General features: G+C 74.1%; 13 protein-coding genes. 6 read left to right on the top strand and 7 right to left on the bottom strand.

All coding sequences use genetic code 11. The features are described 5' to 3' along the window. Positions 1-63 precede the first annotated feature (63 nt). The gene (locus tag ACWGH0_RS27340; protein WP_214977534.1) at positions 64-273 is read right to left on the bottom strand and encodes a hypothetical protein; all 210 of its coding nucleotides are present in this window, start codon (positions 271-273) and stop codon (positions 64-66) included. Between the two features lie 99 nt (positions 274-372). Between ACWGH0_RS27340 and ACWGH0_RS27345 the strand changes: the two genes are divergently transcribed. The 3 genes from ACWGH0_RS27345 (at position 373) to ACWGH0_RS27355 (ending at position 5,073) form a co-directional block, all read left to right on the top strand. Further along, positions 373-1,572 (top strand): bifunctional adenosylcobinamide kinase/adenosylcobinamide-phosphate guanylyltransferase, encoded by a 1,200-nt coding sequence (locus tag ACWGH0_RS27345; protein WP_453406900.1) that lies wholly within the window; start codon positions 373-375, stop codon positions 1,570-1,572. Between the two features lie 416 nt (positions 1,573-1,988). Further along, positions 1,989-3,194 carry a nicotinate-nucleotide--dimethylbenzimidazole phosphoribosyltransferase gene (cobT, locus tag ACWGH0_RS27350; protein WP_453406901.1) on the top strand — a complete coding sequence of 402 codons (1,206 nt, stop codon included), beginning with the start codon at positions 1,989-1,991 and terminating at the stop codon, positions 3,192-3,194. Between the two features lie 73 nt (positions 3,195-3,267). Further along, on the top strand, positions 3,268-5,073 hold the full coding sequence (locus ACWGH0_RS27355) for a phosphatidylglycerol lysyltransferase domain-containing protein (RefSeq protein ID WP_453406902.1): 1,806 nt from the start codon (positions 3,268-3,270) through the stop codon (positions 5,071-5,073). 9 nt (positions 5,074-5,082) lie between these two features. Here the strand turns inward: ACWGH0_RS27355 and ACWGH0_RS27360 are convergent, their stop codons facing one another. Continuing rightward, a complete protein-coding gene (locus ACWGH0_RS27360) occupies positions 5,083-5,892 on the bottom strand; it encodes a hypothetical protein (RefSeq protein WP_453406903.1) in 810 nt (269 codons plus the stop codon). 77 nt (positions 5,893-5,969) lie between these two features. On the opposite strand from ACWGH0_RS27360, the gene ACWGH0_RS27365 reads away from it, so the two are divergent. Further along, positions 5,970-6,770 carry an adenosylcobinamide-GDP ribazoletransferase gene (locus ACWGH0_RS27365; protein ID WP_453406904.1) on the top strand — a complete coding sequence of 267 codons (801 nt, stop codon included), beginning with the start codon at positions 5,970-5,972 and terminating at the stop codon, positions 6,768-6,770. 72 nt (positions 6,771-6,842) lie between these two features. On the opposite strand, the gene ACWGH0_RS27370 is transcribed toward ACWGH0_RS27365, so the two are convergent. The 5 genes from ACWGH0_RS27370 to ACWGH0_RS27390 form a co-directional block, all read right to left on the bottom strand. Then, positions 6,843-7,643, bottom strand: coding sequence for an endo alpha-1,4 polygalactosaminidase (locus tag ACWGH0_RS27370; RefSeq protein ID WP_453406905.1), 801 nt, complete (start codon positions 7,641-7,643; stop codon positions 6,843-6,845). Then, on the bottom strand, positions 7,640-8,275 hold the full coding sequence (locus ACWGH0_RS27375) for a spherulation-specific family 4 protein (protein WP_453406906.1): 636 nt from the start codon (positions 8,273-8,275) through the stop codon (positions 7,640-7,642). The genes ACWGH0_RS27370 and ACWGH0_RS27375 overlap by 4 nt, the downstream gene beginning before the upstream one ends. Before the next feature lie 10 nt (positions 8,276-8,285). Then, positions 8,286-9,785: a hypothetical protein gene (locus ACWGH0_RS27380; protein WP_453406907.1), complete on the bottom strand. Its 1,500-nt coding sequence runs from the start codon at positions 9,783-9,785 to the stop codon at positions 8,286-8,288. Next, positions 9,782-11,377, bottom strand: a complete 1,596-nt coding sequence (pelF, locus tag ACWGH0_RS27385; protein ID WP_453406908.1) for a GT4 family glycosyltransferase PelF — start codon at positions 11,375-11,377, stop codon at positions 9,782-9,784. Before pelF ends, ACWGH0_RS27380 begins: the two co-directional genes overlap by 4 nt. A gap of 146 nt (positions 11,378-11,523) precedes the next feature. Next, positions 11,524-13,539 (bottom strand): hypothetical protein, encoded by a 2,016-nt coding sequence (locus tag ACWGH0_RS27390; protein WP_453406909.1) that lies wholly within the window; start codon positions 13,537-13,539, stop codon positions 11,524-11,526. A 340-nt stretch (positions 13,540-13,879) separates the two neighbouring features. On the opposite strand from ACWGH0_RS27390, the gene ACWGH0_RS27395 reads away from it, so the two are divergent. Then, positions 13,880-15,433, top strand: a complete 1,554-nt coding sequence (locus ACWGH0_RS27395; RefSeq protein WP_453406910.1) for a leucyl aminopeptidase — start codon at positions 13,880-13,882, stop codon at positions 15,431-15,433. Positions 15,434-15,756: 323 nt separating this feature from the next. After that, the gene (gene lpdA, locus ACWGH0_RS27400) at positions 15,757-17,145 is read left to right on the top strand and encodes a dihydrolipoyl dehydrogenase (protein ID WP_167519076.1); all 1,389 of its coding nucleotides are present in this window, start codon (positions 15,757-15,759) and stop codon (positions 17,143-17,145) included. Position 17,146: the final 1 nt, after the last annotated feature.

A 17,146-nucleotide genomic window follows, 5' to 3' on the forward strand; every position in this document is an offset into this window, starting at 1 on the left:
GACATGCCCCCTGGCCCGTGCCCGCCCGGCCGCCGGCCGGTGAGACGGCCGGCGGCCGGTACGTCAGGCCTCTTCCGCGTGCAGGTTCATCGGGCCGTAGATCTTCGTGCCGTCGTCGAAGAGCACCACCTGGTCGGCGCCGCCCTCGACCAGGTCCTTCCAGACCTCGCCGATCCACGACTCCGCGTCGCCCTGCGTCGTGAACTCCTCCGGCACCACCGCCGGCTGGACCTCCGTACCGTCGGCCTTCTCGAACCGCCACGTCCACGCCATGTCGCCTCCCGGGTCCCACCCGTGCCTTCGTCCAGCACAGCCTGCTCCGCAGCGTAGCCGGGCGCGCACCACCGGCGGGGACGCGGGAGGATCATCCTCGTGGAACTGACTCTCCTCGGCACGGGGGCCCCGGCCGGCCTGCCCCGCCCCGACTGTCCCTGCGCCTCGTGCGCCACCGCCCGCGGCGGACTGGCCCGGGCGGCGACCGCGCTGCTCGTGGACGGCGCCCTGCTGCTCGATCTGACCCCGGGGGCCGCGCTGGCCGCCGCCCGTGCCGGGCGCTCGCTGTCCGGCGTACGGCAGGTGCTGCTGACGCACCCGCACGACGGGCCCCCGATGGAGCTGCCGCCCGGGCTGCCCGCGGCGGGGCGGGTGCCGGACGGGCGGGAGCTGACGCTCATCAGCGGACACCGGGTGCGGGCGGTGCCGATGGACTCGCCCGGCACGGGGTACGAGGTGACCTCGCCCGACGGCGAGCTGCTGCTCTACCTGCCGCCGGGCGGCGCGCCTGCCGGGGGGACGACGGACGGCCGTACGTACGACATGGTCGTCGCCGACGTCACGGGCCGGCCGGACGCGCTGGCGCGGCTCCGGGCGGCGGGGGCCGTCGGAGCGACCACGGACGTCGTCGCCGTACACCTCGACCACGACGTGCCGCCGGGCCCGGAGCTGGAACGGCGGCTCGCGGCGGCGGGTGCGCGGGTGGTGCCGGACGGGACGACGGTGATCGTCGGGGAGTACCACGCGGTGCCCGACGTACCGCGCCGGACGCTGGTGCTGGGCGGGGCGCGGTCGGGCAAGTCGGTGGAGGCGGAGCGGCGGCTGGAGACGTTTCCCGAAGTGGTGTACGTCGCCACGGGCGGGACCCGGGAGGGCGACGCCGAGTGGGCACAACGCGTGGGGCTGCACCGGGACCGGCGCCCGGGCGCGTGGCGCACCGAGGAGACGTGCGAGCTGGCTCCGCTGCTGGCGGCGGACGGGCCGCCGCTGCTGATCGACTGCCTGGCGCTGTGGCTGACCGACGCGATGGACCGGGTGGGGGCGTGGGACGACGCCACGTGGGCGGCGGAGGGCCGGCGGGCGCTGGGGGAACGGGTGACGGAACTGGTGGAGGCGGTACGGGCCACGCGGCGGACCGTGGTGGCGGTGAGCAACGAGGTCGGCTCGGGCGTCGTCCCGGCCACCGCGAGCGGCCGCCGCTTCCGCGACGAACTGGGCCGCCTGAACGCCGCGTTCGCCGGTGAGTGCGAACAGGTGCTGCTCGTGGTGGCGGGGCAGGCGGTGATGCTGCGGGGCTGAACGGGACGGCGAAGCCGCGCCCGCCCCGGCGCCGGGCCGCCGCCCGTACCTCGGGCGCGGAAGCGCAACGGTGGTGGCCGGTCGGCCGGCCACCACCCCGACGTGGGCGATGTGCCGGCACGGACGACCGACCACGACCGCCGGCGCGGGCAGGATGTGCCGGTACGTACGACCAGCCGCCGTCGTGGCCGACCGGATGTGGGTGCTCGCCGGCAACCGGTCGGCACGGGCGTACGACCACGGCCGCCACCCGCCGCCAACTGACCGAGGCACAGGCGTACGGGGCGCGGCCAGGCGTTCGTGGCCGCCGATTCGTGCGAGCTTCGGCGGGCGTTGGCCGGCGGCGACTCGTGCGGCTCAAGTGGTCGTTGGTGACCACTGACCCGCGCGGGGGGCGTGCCGGTACTGTTCGACGAATGAGCTCGCTTAACCTCGACGACTTCTCCGACCTGATCGAACGCCCCGACGGCGGCGTCCGGCGCGATGCCGAGGAACGCCGCGAGCGCCTGATCGTGCCGCCGGGCGCGCTCGGCCGGCTCGACGAGCTGGGTGAGTGGCTGTCGGCCGCGCAGGCGTCCGTGCGGGTCAAGCCCGTCGAACGGCCCCGCGTGGTCCTGTTCGCCGGCGACCACGGCGTCGCGGGGCTGGGCGTCTCCGGCCGGCCCGCGGGCGGCGCGCACCGGCTCGTACGCGCCGTGCTGGACGGCGAGAGTCCCGTCGCCGTACTGGCCCGCCGGGCCGGCGCCACCGTGCGCGTGGTCGACGCCGGGCTCGACTGCGATCCGCAGCTGCTGCCGGAGGACGTCGTGCGCCACCGGGTTCGGCGCGGCTCCGGGCGCATCGACGTCGAGGACGCGCTCACCGCGGAGGAGGCCGAGCAGGCCGTCCGCCTCGGCATGGCGATCGCCGACGAGGAGGCCGACTCCGGCACCGACCTCGTCGTACTCGGTGATCTGAGCGTCGGCGGCACCACCGCCGCCGCCACCCTGATCGCCGCCCTGTGCGGCACCGACGCGTCCGTGGTCACGGGCCGCGGCGGCATCCCCATCGACGACCTGGCGTGGATGCGCAAGTGCGCCGCCATCCGGGACGCGCTGCGCCGGGCGCGGCCCGTACTGGGCGACCAGCTGGAACTGCTGGCGACCGTGGGGGGCGCCGACATCGCCGCGGCGACCGGCTTCCTCCTCCAGTGCGCTGTGCGGCGTACGCCCGTGATCCTCGACGGCGTGGTGTCCGCCGCCTGCGCCCTGGTGGCGCAGCGCGCCGCGTTCCGGGCGCCCGACTGGTGGCTCGCGGGTCAGGTGAGCGGTGAGCCGGGCCAGGCGAAGGCACTGGACCGGATGGCGCTCAACCCGCTGCTCGACCAGGGCGTCACTGTGGGGGAGGGAACCGGGGCACTGCTCGCGCTCCCGCTCGTACAGGCTGCCGCCGCTCTCGCGGCGGAGCTGCCCGAGCGGGCGGCGGAGGCGGAGGCGACGGACGGGACGGACGGGGCCGGCGAGGACGCGGCCGACCGGGACGGAACCGCCGGCGGGGGAACGGGTGGGGAAGAGCGCCGCCCCGCCGACGGCGACGCCGTCCCCGGCGAGGCGGCCGTCGAGATCGGGAGCGCGACGGACTGACCGTGTGTGCGGTCGGCGACGACCGGCCGCACCCACGCTCCCGACGGCGTAATGCCCCATATCATCGCCTTTCATGGGAGAAGTCCGCTTGGTCACCGAAGGAACGAACCGAACGAGTCCCCCGAGCCCTCCGCACCCGGCGGACAAGAGCGGCCACCCCCGCTCGCGCCGCGCCGCGGCGTGCGCCGTCTGGTATCTGCGCGTCGTGACGTTCGTCAACTTCCTGAGCGGGGTGTGGGTTTCGCTCGGCCAGGACCTGCGGCGCCACAACACCGACGACTACTTCACCCCGTACCTGCTGACGGCGGGCTTCGCCTCCGGCGTCTTCACGCTCTTCCTGGCGATCACCATGCGGCGCCGCAAGCGTGCCGCGTGGATCCTCAACCTGGCGCTCGGCGGAAGCTTCCTGCTGCTCTTCGCCCTGGCGATGCTGTTCCCCGAGGTCCGGCAGTACTGGCAGAACTGGGTCTCCCTGATCCTCACCGCCGCCTTCGTGCTGGCCCTGCTGCTCGGCCGGCGCGAGTTCTACGCCAAGGGCGACCGCTCCAACCCCGTGCTGGCCGCCGCCGTCGCCCTCGGCGGGCTGCTCGTCACGTCCCTGATCGCCGCGTTCCTCGTGACGGTCAGCAACACCGCACCGGACGACGCCAGGTCCTCGTTCCCCGACCGCTGGCGGTACGGCGTGATGCGGCTGGTGTCGCTGGCCCCCGACGACGCCCGCTTCCAGGGCATCACCACGCCGGGCTGGGTCAACGTCACCATCAACGTCATGAGCACGCTGCTGCTTCTCGCCGTGCTGTACGCCGCCTTCCGCTCCCGCCGGACCGTAGACCCGCTCACCGAGGAGGACGAGGCCCGACTGCGCGCCCTGCTCGACCGGTTCGGCGACCGCGACTCGCTCGGCTACTTCGCGCTGCGCCGCGAGAAGAGCGCCGTCTGGTCCCCCACCGGCAAGGCCGCGGTCACGTACCGGGTCGTCGGCGGTGTGTCGCTGGCGTCGGGCGACCCGATCGGCGACCCGGAGGCGTGGCCCGGCGCGATCGAACCGTGGCTGGCCGAGGCCCGGGCCCACGGCTGGATCCCCGCCGTGATGGGCGCGAGCGAGGAGGGCGGCATCATCTACGCCCGGCACGGCCTGGACGCCCTCGAACTGGGCGACGAGGCGATCGTCGAGATCGACGAGTTCACTCTGGAGGGGCGTGCCATGCGGACCGTGCGCCAGGCGTACAACCGCGTGAAGCGGGCCGGTTACACGGTCCGCATCCGCCGGCACGCGGACATCCCCGACGCCGAGATGGCCGAGCTGCTGCGCAGGGCCGACGACTGGCGCGACGGGGAGACCGAGCGCGGCTTCTCGATGGCGCTGGGCCGGCTCGGGGATCCGGCGGACGGGCAGTGCGTGATGCTCGAATGCACCGACGGGCAGGGAGAGCTGAGGGCTGTACTGAGCTTCGTGCCGTGGGGGCCGCACGGCCTGTCCCTCGACCTGATGCGGCGTGACCGGGACTCCGAGAACGGCCTGATGGAGTTCATGGTCATCGAACTGCTCCAGTCCGCCGAGAAGATCGGCACCACACAGGTCTCGCTGAACTTCGCGATGTTCAGGTCCGTCTTCGAACGCGGCTCGAAGCTGGGCGCGGGGCCGGTGCTGCGGATGTGGCGCTCCCTGCTCAGCTTCTTCTCGCGCTGGTGGCAGATCGAGTCGCTGTACCGCGCCAACGCCAAGTACCGGCCGATCTGGGAGCCGCGGTTCATGCTCTTCGAGAAGAGTTCCGACCTGCTGCGCATCGGCCTCGCCTCGGCCCGCGCCGAGGGGTTCCTGGAGGCGCCGGGGCTGCCCGGGTGGATGCACCGCAAGCACCTGGAGACCCACCGGTGACGCGCGCGGTCACTTCCGGCCGGGCGAGGGCGCCCCGCCGTCCGCGGGTGGCGGAGTCCCGCCGCCCGTGCCGGACGACGGCGTCCGGTCGGGGGTCCCGCCGATCAGGTCCTGGAACCTGCGGCTGATCCCCGACCACCGGCGGTCGTGGTGCCACAGCCGCAGCGCCGCCCGGGCGCGGGCCTTCGGACGGCGGCGGTAGACGCGTGCGGCCCAGGGGGAGCCCGGCTTGGCCAGCCGGACGGCGCCGACCAGCGCGACGAGGGGCACGACCGCGCCGAACAGCGCGGTGAAGAGCTTGCCCTTGGTGAGCGCGACGAGCGCCAGGAGGAAGTTGACGCACACGTTGAGGACGAGCACGCCGCGCCCCTGCTCCTCGTCGGGCGTCAGTTCGTCGACGCCGAACGGCACGGACCCGATGAGGACCAGGCCGACGAGGGCGGCGGTGACCACGACGACCTCGACGCTCTGACGGCCCTGTTCGCTCCAGTAGACGTCGTCGAGGTGCAGGACCAGGGCGAACTCGTCGAGGACCAGCCCGGCGCCGATCCCGAAGATCACCGCGCACAGCGCCGAACTGACGCCGTGCGCGCCGGTGGCCACCGCCCCGAAGCCTCCGACGGTCATGAGGATCACGCCGGGGACCACGTGGTGGATGTGCAGGCCGCCCGGGGAGACGTTCCGGAAGGGGCCGCGGCCCGCGCGGATCAGCCGGGTGATGGTGCGGGTGATCAGGAACGTCAGGACGAAGGACGACAGGGCGAGCAGCAGGGGGAGTTTCCCCGGCTCCACGATGTTGCGATACCACCAGTGACCCATGCCACTCGCTTCCCTCTGGGCGCTTTTGTGCGTTATGCGCAACTTACCGGCCGCGCCGGGCGACTAGCGTGCGCGCCGTGACCTCTCTCCTCGCCGCGGCCTCCCTCCTCGGGGACGGCATACGTTTCGCCTTCGGCACGCTCACCGTGTTCCCCGTACGCCTGACACGGTGGGACCGGGAGGCGGCGCGCGCCGGGATGCTGTGCGCCCCGCTGGCCGGGCTCGCGGTGGGCCTCGGCGCGGCGGCCGCGGGCGGCGTCCTGCTGCTGCTCGGGGCGGGGCCGCTGCTCGCCGCCGTGGCGAGCGCCGCCGTACCCGCCGTCCTCAGCCGCGGCCTGCACCTCGACGGCCTCGCCGACACCGCCGACGGCCTGGGCAGCGGCAGACCGGCCGAAGAGGCGCTGCGCGTCATGAAGCAGTCGGACATCGGCCCGTTCGGCGTCATCACGCTGCTGTTCACGCTCCTCGCCCAGGTCGCCGCGCTGTACGAGCTGTACGCCGCCGGGTGGGCGCACGGCGCGGCGGGGACCGCCGTCTCGGCCGTCGCCGCCCGCCTCGCCCTGACGCTCGCCAGCCGTACGGGGGTTCCCCCGGCCCGTCCCGACGGGCTGGGCGCGGCGGTCGCGGGGACCGTACCGGCGTGGGCGGCGTACGCCCTGGCGGCCACGGTGGCGGCCGGCTGCGCGGCCGGCGCGGGCGCGGCGTACGGCCCGTACGCCGGGCTGCGGTACGCCGCCGCCGTGCTGCTCGCACTCGGTGTGGCGCACCTGCTGCTGCGGCACTGCGTGCGGCGGTTCGGCGGGGTCACGGGCGACGTCTTCGGCGGCGTGGCGGAGACGGCGGCGACGGCGGCACTGGTGGCCCTGGTGCTGGGGTGACGGGCGGGCACCGCCGCCGCGGGGCCCGTCCGCCGCTTGGCGGCGTGCGGGCGGACAGGCGCGCGGGCCGGCTCAGTCGCAGGGTTCGCGCCACACCCCGAGGTCGTACTTCTTCAGCATCGAGCTGAGCCCCAACTCGCGCGAGCGGGGGCAGAAGCGGCTGGTCGGCAGCTCGTACTCGACGTGGAAGACCGCCTTGCCGGCCCGCACGAACGGTGTCAGCTCCCCGCACTCGTCGTATTGGGCGCACTGCTCGTTGACCGCGAAGTCGAAGTCGTCGACCAGCTCCGGGATCTGGTCGAGGTCGTTCTTGAGGCCGACGGACAGGCCCCTGTCGTGTGCGAGGCGGGCGATCAGGCGGTTGTAGCGGAGCTGGTCGTCGGCGGTGAGGGGGAAGCCGGTGCGATTGCGGTAGCCGTCCATGTTGTCGGGCTCGACCGCGTCGAAACCCTTGTCGCGGCAGATGTCCATGCGGCGGGCCATCAGGGGCTCCAGGACGTCGGTACGGCGGATGTCGAGCCAGCGCTCGCCCTTCCAGCCGTTGCCCCGGCCCAGTACCGACTTCGGAAACGCGCCGGCGTCCGGCCGGAACTCCTCCCACGCGCCGGTCGACAGGTAGCAGACGACCTTGCGGCCGCGGCGGTGCAGGTCGGCGACGGCGGAGGCGGGATGGTCGAAGCCGTCGATGTCGTACACCGGTACGTCGACGGTGGGATCGAGCGCGCCGCTGAGCTGCCACTGCCAGGCGACACCGGGCTCCGGCCGCCACCGGTCGCTCCTCGCGCCGCGGTCGTCGGGCGCGGGGGAGCCCCCGCCCGTACAGCCGGCGAGCAGCAGCAGCGGAAGCAGGAGCAGGGCGGTGCGCGGTCTCACGGGGCCTCCAGGGCGTGCGGCAACGTCCCCCAGGGGTGGGGCGCCCCGCCGGGTACGACGCAGCCGACGGCGGCGGTGAACGCGGCGGCGGGCGGCGCGGCGTACACGAGGTGGCACACGCGCTCGCGGGAGCGCGGGGCAGCCGCCGGGGAGCGGGCCTCCGGGCTTTCGCGGTACGTCTCCCAGGTGCCCTCGAACGTCACGAGCAGGTCGGCGAGCCGGCGGTAGCCGGGGTCGGGGCGGACGCCGTGGTTGAGGACGACGGTGGCCGAGCCGGCCGCGCGCGCGGCGGCGGCCAGCCCGCGGTAGTGGGGCAGCGCCTCGGGGCCGGAGGCCGCCTGGTCGAGGAACGCGCCGTCCGCGCCGTACCAGTCGCGGTGCCGGAGCAGGTCGCGGACGACGGCGGTGTGCGGGCGGCGCGCGTAGTCGGTGTCGGTGTACCCGAGGACGCGTACGCCCGCCGCGCGCAGGCGCGCGGACACGGCGGCGAACGCGGGGTCGGGTGCTTCGCCGGGGCCGTCGGCCGGGTTGAGCACGACGCCGTACAGGCGGGAGGCCGCGCGGAGCAGGCTCTCCCAGGCGTCCGGGCGTTCGGCGGGGTGCTCGTAGAAGGGCACGAGCAGATTCTTCACCCGCTCATTCTCAGGGACGGTGGGACGTGGCACGACCCAGGCGTACGCAGACCAGGGCGGTCAGCAGCGCCGCCGAGGCCAAGGGGACGCCGAGCGCGGCGATCGCGGGCACGGGCGGGTCCGCGAAGACCGCGGCCGTCTGGAGGAGCGCGGCCGCGCCGCAGACGGTCGCCGCGGCGCTCACCGCCCCGAACGCCTGGAGCAGGAGGCCCGTCCACAGCGTGACGCCGGTGAGCAGCAGCCCGGTCGCGCGGCCCGTGTCCGGCACCGGCGCGCCGATCCACACCAGGGTCGTCGCGGCGAGCAGGGCGAACAGGACGGCGAGGTAGGTCCCCAGGCACCGGCCGAGGACCAGGGTGGCGGCGCGCCGGAAGGACCGCGCGGTGGCGCTCCCCCGCAGCGCCGCGTCGCACCCGCGCCGGAACCGGTACAGGAGCCACTCGGCCGGCCCCATGCTGAGCGTGAGCGCGACGGCTCCGGGGGCGGCGACGACACCGGTGCCGGCGTCCCCGGCGAGCGTGTTGCGGAGCACCGCGTGCAGGACGAGCGTTCCGGTGGCGAGGCCGAAGACGGCGTACGGCACGGAGCGGAGCAGCGACGGCCCCGGCACGCGGTCGGGCGCGGCGGCGGCCGGGCCCCCGGACACCGGGGACGGGGACCCGGCGCGCCGCACCTCCCGGAACGCGGCCGTCAGCACCGCCGCCCCCGAGACCGCCAGCAGCGCCGCCCTGGCCGCGCCCGGGACGTCCAGCACCGGCGTCAGTGCGGCGCCCGCCGTCATCGGGGCCAGCGCGTACAGCAGCAGGCGCTCGCGGCCCAGCACGAGCAGCGCCGTCGCCGCGCCCTGGTACAGCGCCTGGGCGGTGGCGAACGCCGCCGCCCCGCCGTCCCCCGGCCCCGCGACGGCGAGCGCGGCCACCGTCCCCAGCAGGGCGCCCGCCGGGGCGCCGGCCGCCAGGGTGCGGGCCGCCGGCCGGCGCCCGCCGGTGCCGAGCCGGGTGTACGCGCGGTGGGCCAGCGCCTGGTTCCACGCCCAGCCGGCGAGCGTTCCCACCAGCAGCACGCCCGTCCCGGCGGGCAGGCCGCCCCCGGCGCCCGGCGGGGCCGCCAGGAAGGGCGCCCCCAGCACGTACGCGAGCCCCGGCAGCGCGAACACCAGCCCGCGCAGCAGGCATCCGGCGAGGCCCATGTCCCAGGGCCCCGCCGCGGCCGGCGCCGCCGCCGGCTCGGGGTAGGCGCGGGGCACCCGGGCGAACAGGGCCTCGGCCAGCGCGAAGGAGCTGTCGCGGCCGTAGGTGCGGCGGATGTGGTCGTCCGTCATCCCGTCGGCCTCCAGGACCGCCGCGATCTCGTCGGGGTGGACGGCGGCCGCCGCCGACTCCCCCAGGCGGTCGGCCAGTTCGTCCAGGGGGTCGGCCGCCCACCTCGGCCGCTGTCCCGGCACGTGCGGCGGCGCCTCGGGGCGGGTGCCGACGCCGCCCGCCTCCGGTCCGGCGGGGCCGCCCGTCACGCCGCCCCGTTCTTCGTGAGGTCGGTCCTCCAGGCGTTGCCGAGTGCGGCCGCCCAGTCGGCGTGCGAGACGGCGGCAGAGGCGGCGGCAGGTGCGAGCGGGGGTTCGGCGGGGGCGACGGCCGCGGCGGGAGCTACGGCGAGCAGGCCCGACGCGTCGGGCAGGCCGTCCAGTTCGTGGTAGATCCGGCGGAAGCCCTCCACCGACCGGCGCAGGGTGAACAGGTCGACCACGCGCTGCCGCGCGAGCCGCCCGAGTCCGGTCCGCCGGGCGTCGTCGGCCATCAGGTCGAGCACCGCCCGCGCCATAGCCGCGGGTTCGCGCGGCGGCACCACGATCCCGGTGTCGCCCACGGCCTCCCGTACGCCGCCGACGTCCGTCGACACCGTCGTCCGGCCGCACGACATCGCTTCGAGGATGCTGAAGGGGAAGCCCTCGCTGATGCTGGAAAGCATCACGATGTGCCCGGCCCCGTAGGCGCGGGCCACGTCGGACACGCGGCCCTCGAAGGTGATGCCGTCGGTGACCCCGAGCTCCGCCGCCAGCTCGTCCAGCCGGGCGCGGTACGCCTCCCCGCCCTCCGGCACCCCGCCGAACAGCCGCAGCCGCAGCCTCGGGAGCCGGGCGCGGGCGAGCGCGTAGGCCCGTACGAGCGTCTCCAGGTCCTTGATGGGGTCGACGCGGCCGGCCCAGGTGAGGGTGGGTACGTCCGGCTCGGGCCCGGCGTACGGGAAGAGGTGCGGGTCGACGCCGTTGTAGACGGTGCGGATGCGGTCGGCGGGCGCGCCGCCGCGCTCCTCCCACCGGCGGTTGTACTGGTTGCAGGGCGTGATCAGGTCGGCCTCCCGGTAGCCGAGCGAGTTCAGCTCGCGGTAGAAGCCGAGGAGCAGCGCCTTGACCGGCCAGCGCTCGCCGGCCGTGCGCTGCCCGAGGTAGCGCTCGCGCAGGTAGATGCCGTGTTCGGTGAGGAGGAACGGCGCGCCGTCGAAGTGCTTGGCGGTGAGCGCGGGGAGGGTGGCGAGGCCGCTGCTGACGGCGTGCGCGACGCTGCCCGCGGGGATGCGGGTGGCCAGCGGGCGCAGCAGGTGCTCCAGCAGGTCGCTCGCGGTGAGCGCGTCGTGCAGCGTCGGTCCGGCGCGGGCCGTCGCCAGGTGCCGCATGGTCCAGACCCTGGTGAGGGTCCGCAGGGCCGCCTCCGAGCGCAGGGCGCGGGTCAGCCGGCCGTGGCGGGCGAGTGCGGCGAGCACGTACAGCTCGTGGCCGAAGTCGCAGCCGGCCTCCGGGTCGAGCACGGCGAGCAGGAAGCGTTCGTACGCGCCGAGGAAGCGGTGGCGTTCGCGGCCGATGAGGGGTCGCGGGGTGCGTCCCCCGGCCCGCGTCTCGGCTCCCCAGAGCGGAACGGCCGTGTGCCGCCGGACGTTGGGCGGCAGCTCCCAGGTGACGGGTTCGCGCCCGCTGCCGGTGAGCGAGACGAGGTGGAAATCCACGTCGGGCATCCCCCGTACGAGCTGGTCGCACCAGGTGCTGACGCCGCCCTGGACGTGCGGGTAGGTGCCTTCGGTGAGCATGCTGACGTGGAGCCCGCGGCTCATGTTCGTGTCCCCCCAGGACGGTGTGCGGGGCCGGGTGCTGGTGGTCGGTCAGCTCGGCGGGCCGGGCAGGCGGACGGGGCCGCCCGGGTGGCGGGCAGGCGGACGGGCCGCCCGGTGGTCGGCCGGGCGGCCGGGTGGCGGACCGGTCAGGCCGGGAGCCGGAGCGTGACCGCCTGCTGGAGCGATTCGGGCGCCGTCCAGGCCGAGCGCGTTCCCGCGTACGACGTCCCGAACACGTTGGTCCCGACGAGGAGTTGCTTGCGGGTGCCCTCCGGCGCGGTGACCGGCGCCACGACCCCCGCGGGCGCCTTGACCGTGACGGTCGTGCCGATGCGGTACGCCGTGACCCTGCCGTCCGCGAGCGCCTTGTCCCACGCGGCGCGGCGGGAGAGCTCAAGACCGGCGTCCCGGTGGCGCGGGTTGACCACCGGGGTGTTGTCCGCGAAGAGGGCGCGGTAGTCGCCGAGCACGCGGTCCAGGACGGGGTAGAGGATCCGCTCCTCGGCCAGGTTGGACTGGTGGACGTAGTGCGGGCGCGGGTCGTTGGCGATGACGTGGCCGAGCGCCGTGCGTGCCTCCTGGGGCGCGATGTGCGCCGCGTAGCCGGTCGCCGGGTCGAGCGGCCGGTCCAGGCACGTGGAGCCGGGGTTGGTCTCGCAGACGCCGCTGCCGCCGTCGGCCCTGCTCGTGTAGACCCAGTTGTACTCGTCGGTCATCTCGGCGGCGGTGCCGACGTTGTAGTAGACGTTCATCGGGTGGCGCGGCACGGTGAGCGCGTTGCCCACGGCCCGCTGGCCCGGCTCGCGCGAGTTGTCGCTCGCCACCCACTTCACGCCGCTGTCGGCGAACGCGCCGGCCAGGTTGGGGTTGTCCACCGGCTGCTGCGGCAGCGTCTTCAGCCCCGAGTGCTCCCCGGTGACCAGCTCGGCCCGGTCGACGGCGATGCCCTTGTTCACCGCCCAGGCGTGGTTGTTCCTGATCTGGGCGGTGATCGCGGAGCGGCTCATCCACAGCGTGCTTCCCGCGGCGTTCTTCGCGCACTGCCAGGGCACGGTCGAGGTGTCCTGCACACAGCCGAGGAACGGGTGGGTGTACGTGTGGTTCACCCAGCGGTACTTCGCCCGGTCGGCCAGCAGCTGGGCGGTGAGCGGGTCGGCGCCGCCGTTCGCGGTCTTCCACGCCTCGCCGGAACCCGCGTTGTAGACCATGTCGAGGGTGAAGCCGGCGTTCTGCTGCCACTCTGCGGCGTACCGGGCGTCCGCCGCGGTCATCCGGATCGGCGTGGTGCCCTCGCCCTCGCCGTTCCCGCAGTCGAAGTCGCCGGGGGTGCAGTTGAGCTCGGTGTCCCAGCGGCTGTCGGGCGCGAAGACGTCGTCGACGTGCACCGAGAAGTAGTTGCGGCTCTGCCCGAGGTGGACGCCCTGGGTGAGCCATTCGACGATGCCCCGGGCGAGCAGCCGGAACTGCCGCTGGTGCCGGTTGTAGGCGAAGGTGACGACCAGCTCGCGGCGTCCGTCGTGCGCGTACTCGCCGATGAGGCTGGCGCGCCCGCCGTCCCCGGCCACCGGCATGTCGAGGTAGCTGGTGTAGCCCTCGCGGGGCCGGCCCGCGTACCCGTAGCTCTCGCCGACGGACGGCGAGTTGTCCTCGAACTCGACGGCGCCGTCGAGGTAGCCGAAGGGGCCGGCCTTCCCCGCCGGGGTCACCGCGGCCTTCACCCCGTCGAGCGGCCCGGCGTACCCGCCGTCGCTCGTGTAGTCGAGGCCGACGCCCGGATGCGCCCAGCTGTACGCGTCGACCTGCGGGACGCCGTAGGTCCGCTCGTAGGCCGCGAGGGCCTCGGACTCGGCGGAGCCCGCGCCGAACGGGTCAGCGGCGGGCAGCACGACCCCCTGGTACTTGGCGCGCGGCCGGCCGTCCACCGTGTCCGCGAGGAAGGCCGCGTCGATGACCGGCCGCCCCGGCTGGTCGAGCCGTACGACGGTGTACGGGACACCGGTGCCGCGCAGCTCCGACTCGACCGCGTCCACCGCGTCGCCCCCGTCGTCGACGACGAGCACCCGCAGGTCGACGCGCGGCACGGTGGCCGCTCCCGCGCCGGTCGGCGGCGCCGTCACGGCGAGCAGTCCGCCCACCAGCAGGGCCGCTCCGGTTCTGCCCATACGCCTCTTGTACGCCATGGCGCACCCTCCCCAGACCGGTCGCCGCACGAAAGAATCGGCGGACGATGTGTGCACATCACGCCCAGCGAGGAACGGTCACTTGCCGGATCGCCACGAGTGTGACGGAGACCTCATCGCCCGTATCGCAAACCTGGGAAGGACACCTCTGATGAGTGAACTGCTCGCTGCTGTGATCGAACGGCGCAACCGCGCGTAGGCTCGGCCCTGGCGCTCGTCCGGCCGTGCTGCCCGGCCACCGGGCCACCAGGACACCGGCGCCGGGCACGGCCGACCCCACCCCATCGGCCGAAGAACTCAACGGAAGCGAGATTTCACCACCGTGACTGCTCTCACTCTCAGCACTTCGGGCGCGGCCGCGCTGCGCGCCGACGCCATCGTCGTCGGTGTGGCGAAGGGCGCCGGATCGAAGTCCGGTGACCTGGTCGTGGCACCCGGCGCCGAGGCCGTGGACAAGGCGTTCGACGGAAAGCTCGCCTCCGTCCTGCAGACCCTGGGCGCCACAGGCGGCGAGGGCGAGGTCACCAAGCTGCCCGCGCCCTCCGGCTTCAAGTCGCCGGTCGTTCTGGCCGTCGGCCTGGGCGCGGCCCTGGAGAAGGACGACGCGTACGGCGCCGAGGCCCTGCGCCGCGCGGCCGGCGCCGCAGCCCGCGCGCTGAGCGGCACCAAGAAGGCCGGCTTCGCACTGCCCGTCGAGGCCGTCGAGGACGCCGCCGCCGTCGCGGAGGGCGCCCTGCTCGGTGCGTACGCCTTCACCGCTTACCAGGGCGGCGAGAAGGACGGCAAGGGCGAGAAGGGCGCGGGCAAGGGCGCGAAGCAGCCGCTCGCCGAGGTCGTCGTGCTCGGCGGCAAGCCGCGCGACAAGGCGTTCAAGGCGGCCGTGGAGCGCGCCCTCGCGCTGACCGAGGAGATCAACCGCGCCCGCGACCTGGTCAACACCCCGCCGAACGACCTGTACCCCGAGTCCTTCGCCGCCGTGGCCGCCGCCGCGGGCAAGGAGCACGGCCTCAAGGTCCAGGTGCTCGACGAGAAGTCGCTCGCCAAGGGCGGCTACGGCGGCATCCTGGGCGTCGGCCAGGGCTCCGAGCACGGCCCGCGCCTGGTGAAGCTCGCGTACACGCACCCCAAGGCGGAGAAGACCCTGGCCTTCGTCGGCAAGGGCATCACCTACGACTCGGGCGGCATCTCGCTCAAGCCGGCCGGCCACAACGAGACGATGAAGTGCGACATGGCGGGCGCCGCCGCCGTGTTCGCCGCCGTCGTCACCGCCGCCCGCCTCGGCCTGCGGGTGAACGTCACCGGCTGGCTGGCGCTCGCCGAGAACATGCCGTCCGGCACGGCCACCCGCCCCGGCGACGTGCTGCGCATGTACAGCGGCAAGACCGTCGAGGTGCTCAACACGGACGCCGAGGGCCGCCTGGTCCTGGCCGACGCGCTGACCCGCGCCTCGGAGGAGCGCCCGGACGCGATCGTCGACGTGGCGACCCTGACCGGCGCGATGGTGCTGGCGCTGGGCAACCGCACCTTCGGGATCATGGGCAACGACGAGTCGTTCCGTACGGCCGTCCACGAGATCGCGGAGGAGGCCGGCGAGCAGTCGTGGCCGATGCCGATGCCGGCCGAGCTGCGCAAGGGCATGGACTCCGCGACGGCCGACATCGCCAACATGGGTGAGCGGATGGGCGGCGGCCTGGTCGCCGGTCTGTTCCTCCAGGAGTTCGTCGGCGACGACATCGCCTGGGCGCACCTGGACATCGCCGGTCCGGCCTACAACGACGGCGGCCCGTTCGGCTACACCCCCAAGGGCGGCACCGGCTCGGCGGTCCGCACCCTGGTGTCGCTCGCGGAGCGCACCGCCGCCGGGGACCTCGGCTGATCCGCGCGCTTGCGCCGTAGGTACGGTCGTACGGTCCCGGGCTCGCGTCCGGGGCCGTACGCGCGACCGGACGCACGCAGGAATACGTACGTCCGATTTCGCCTTCAACGAAATCCGCACAGCCGTACACCCCAGTAACCCGAGACGGGCGGTCCCGCGTCCGTCTCGGACCCTGGCCCCACGTCCCGCCGTCCGTCAACAAGTGCGAAGATGGGTTCTCGGCAGGACAGGGCCCCCACCACAGGGCCGAATAAAAGCGGCCGAACACCAGCCGCCGCCCGGTCGACGACCGGCGACCGGCGCACATGCATGGAGGACGTGACGTGGCGAACGACGCCAGCACCGTTTTCGACCTAGTGATCCTCGGCGGTGGCAGCGGCGGGTACGCCGCGGCGCTGCGCGGAGCGCAGCTGGGCCTGGACGTCGCCCTGATCGAGAAGAACAAGCTCGGCGGCACCTGCCTGCACAACGGCTGCATCCCGACGAAGGCGCTGCTGCACGCGGGCGAGATCGCCGACCAGGCGCGCGAGTCCGAGCAGTTCGGCGTCAAGGCCACCTTCGACGGCGTCGACATGGCGGGCGTCCACAAGTACAAGGACGACGTGATCGCCGGCCTGTACAAGGGGCTGCAGGGCCTGGTCGCCTCGCGCAAGGTGACGTACATCGAGGGCGAGGGCAAGCTCTCCTCCCCCACCTCCGTCGACGTCAACGGTCAGCGCATCCAGGGCCGCCACGTCCTGCTGGCGACCGGCTCCGTGCCGAAGTCGCTGCCGGGCCTGGAGATCGACGGCAACCGCATCATCTCCTCGGACCACGCGCTGACGCTGGACCGCGTCCCGAAGTCCGCGATCGTGCTCGGCGGCGGCGTCATCGGCGTCGAGTTCGCCTCCGCGTGGAAGTCCTTCGGCACCGACGTCACCATCGTCGAGGGCCTGAAGCACCTCGTGCCGGTCGAGGACGAGAACAGCTCGAAGCTGCTGGAGCGCGCTTTCCGCAAGCGCGGCATCAACTTCTCGCTCGGCGCCTTCTTCGAGAAGGCGGAGTACACCGCCGACGGCGTCAAGGTGACCCTGGCCAACGGCAAGGAGTTCGAGGCCGAGCTGCTGCTCGTCGCGATCGGCCGCGGCCCGGTGTCGCAGGGGCTCGGCTACGAGGAGCAGGGCGTCGCGATGGACCGCGGCTACGTCCTCGTCGACGAGTACATGCAGACCAACGTGCCCACCATCTCGGCCGTCGGCGACCTCGTCCCCACCCTCCAGCTCGCGCACGTCGGCTTCGCCGAGGGCATGCTGGTCGCGGAGCGCCTGGCCGGTCTGAAGACCGTTCCGGTCGACTACGACGGTGTGCCGCGCGTCACGTACTGCCACCCCGAGGTCGCTTCCGTCGGCATCACCGAGGCCAAGGCCAAGGAGATCTACGGTGCGGACAAGGTCGTCGCTCTGAAGTACAACCTCGCGGGCAACGGCAAGAGCAAGATCCTGAAGACCGCGGGCGAGATCAAGCTCGTCCAGGTCAAGGACGGTGCCGTGGTCGGCGTCCACATGGTCGGTGACCGTATGGGCGAGCAGGTCGGCGAGGCTCAGCTGATCTACAACTGGGAGGCGCTGCCGGCCGAGGTCGCGCAGCTCATCCACGCCCACCCGACGCAGAACGAGGCGATGGGCGAGGCCCACCTGGCCCTCGCGGGCAAGCCTCTCCACTCCCACGACTGAT

The sequence above is a fragment of the Streptomyces sp. NPDC054887 genome, from assembly GCF_053610585.1.

Excerpts from the sequence above, each read along its gene's own strand:
- ACWGH0_RS27340 (WP_214977534.1), bottom strand. The coding sequence starts at position 273 with ATGGCGTGGACGTGGCGGTTCGAGAAGGCCGACGGTACGGAGGTCCAG.
- cobT (WP_453406901.1), top strand. The coding sequence starts at position 1,989 with ATGAGCTCGCTTAACCTCGACGACTTCTCCGACCTGATCGAACGCCCC.
- ACWGH0_RS27355 (WP_453406902.1), top strand. The coding sequence starts at position 3,268 with ATGGGAGAAGTCCGCTTGGTCACCGAAGGAACGAACCGAACGAGTCCC.
- ACWGH0_RS27360 (WP_453406903.1), bottom strand. The coding sequence starts at position 5,892 with ATGGGTCACTGGTGGTATCGCAACATCGTGGAGCCGGGGAAACTCCCC.
- pelF (WP_453406908.1), bottom strand. The coding sequence starts at position 11,377 with ATGAGCCGCGGGCTCCACGTCAGCATGCTCACCGAAGGCACCTACCCG.
- ACWGH0_RS27390 (WP_453406909.1), bottom strand. The coding sequence starts at position 13,539 with ATGGGCAGAACCGGAGCGGCCCTGCTGGTGGGCGGACTGCTCGCCGTG.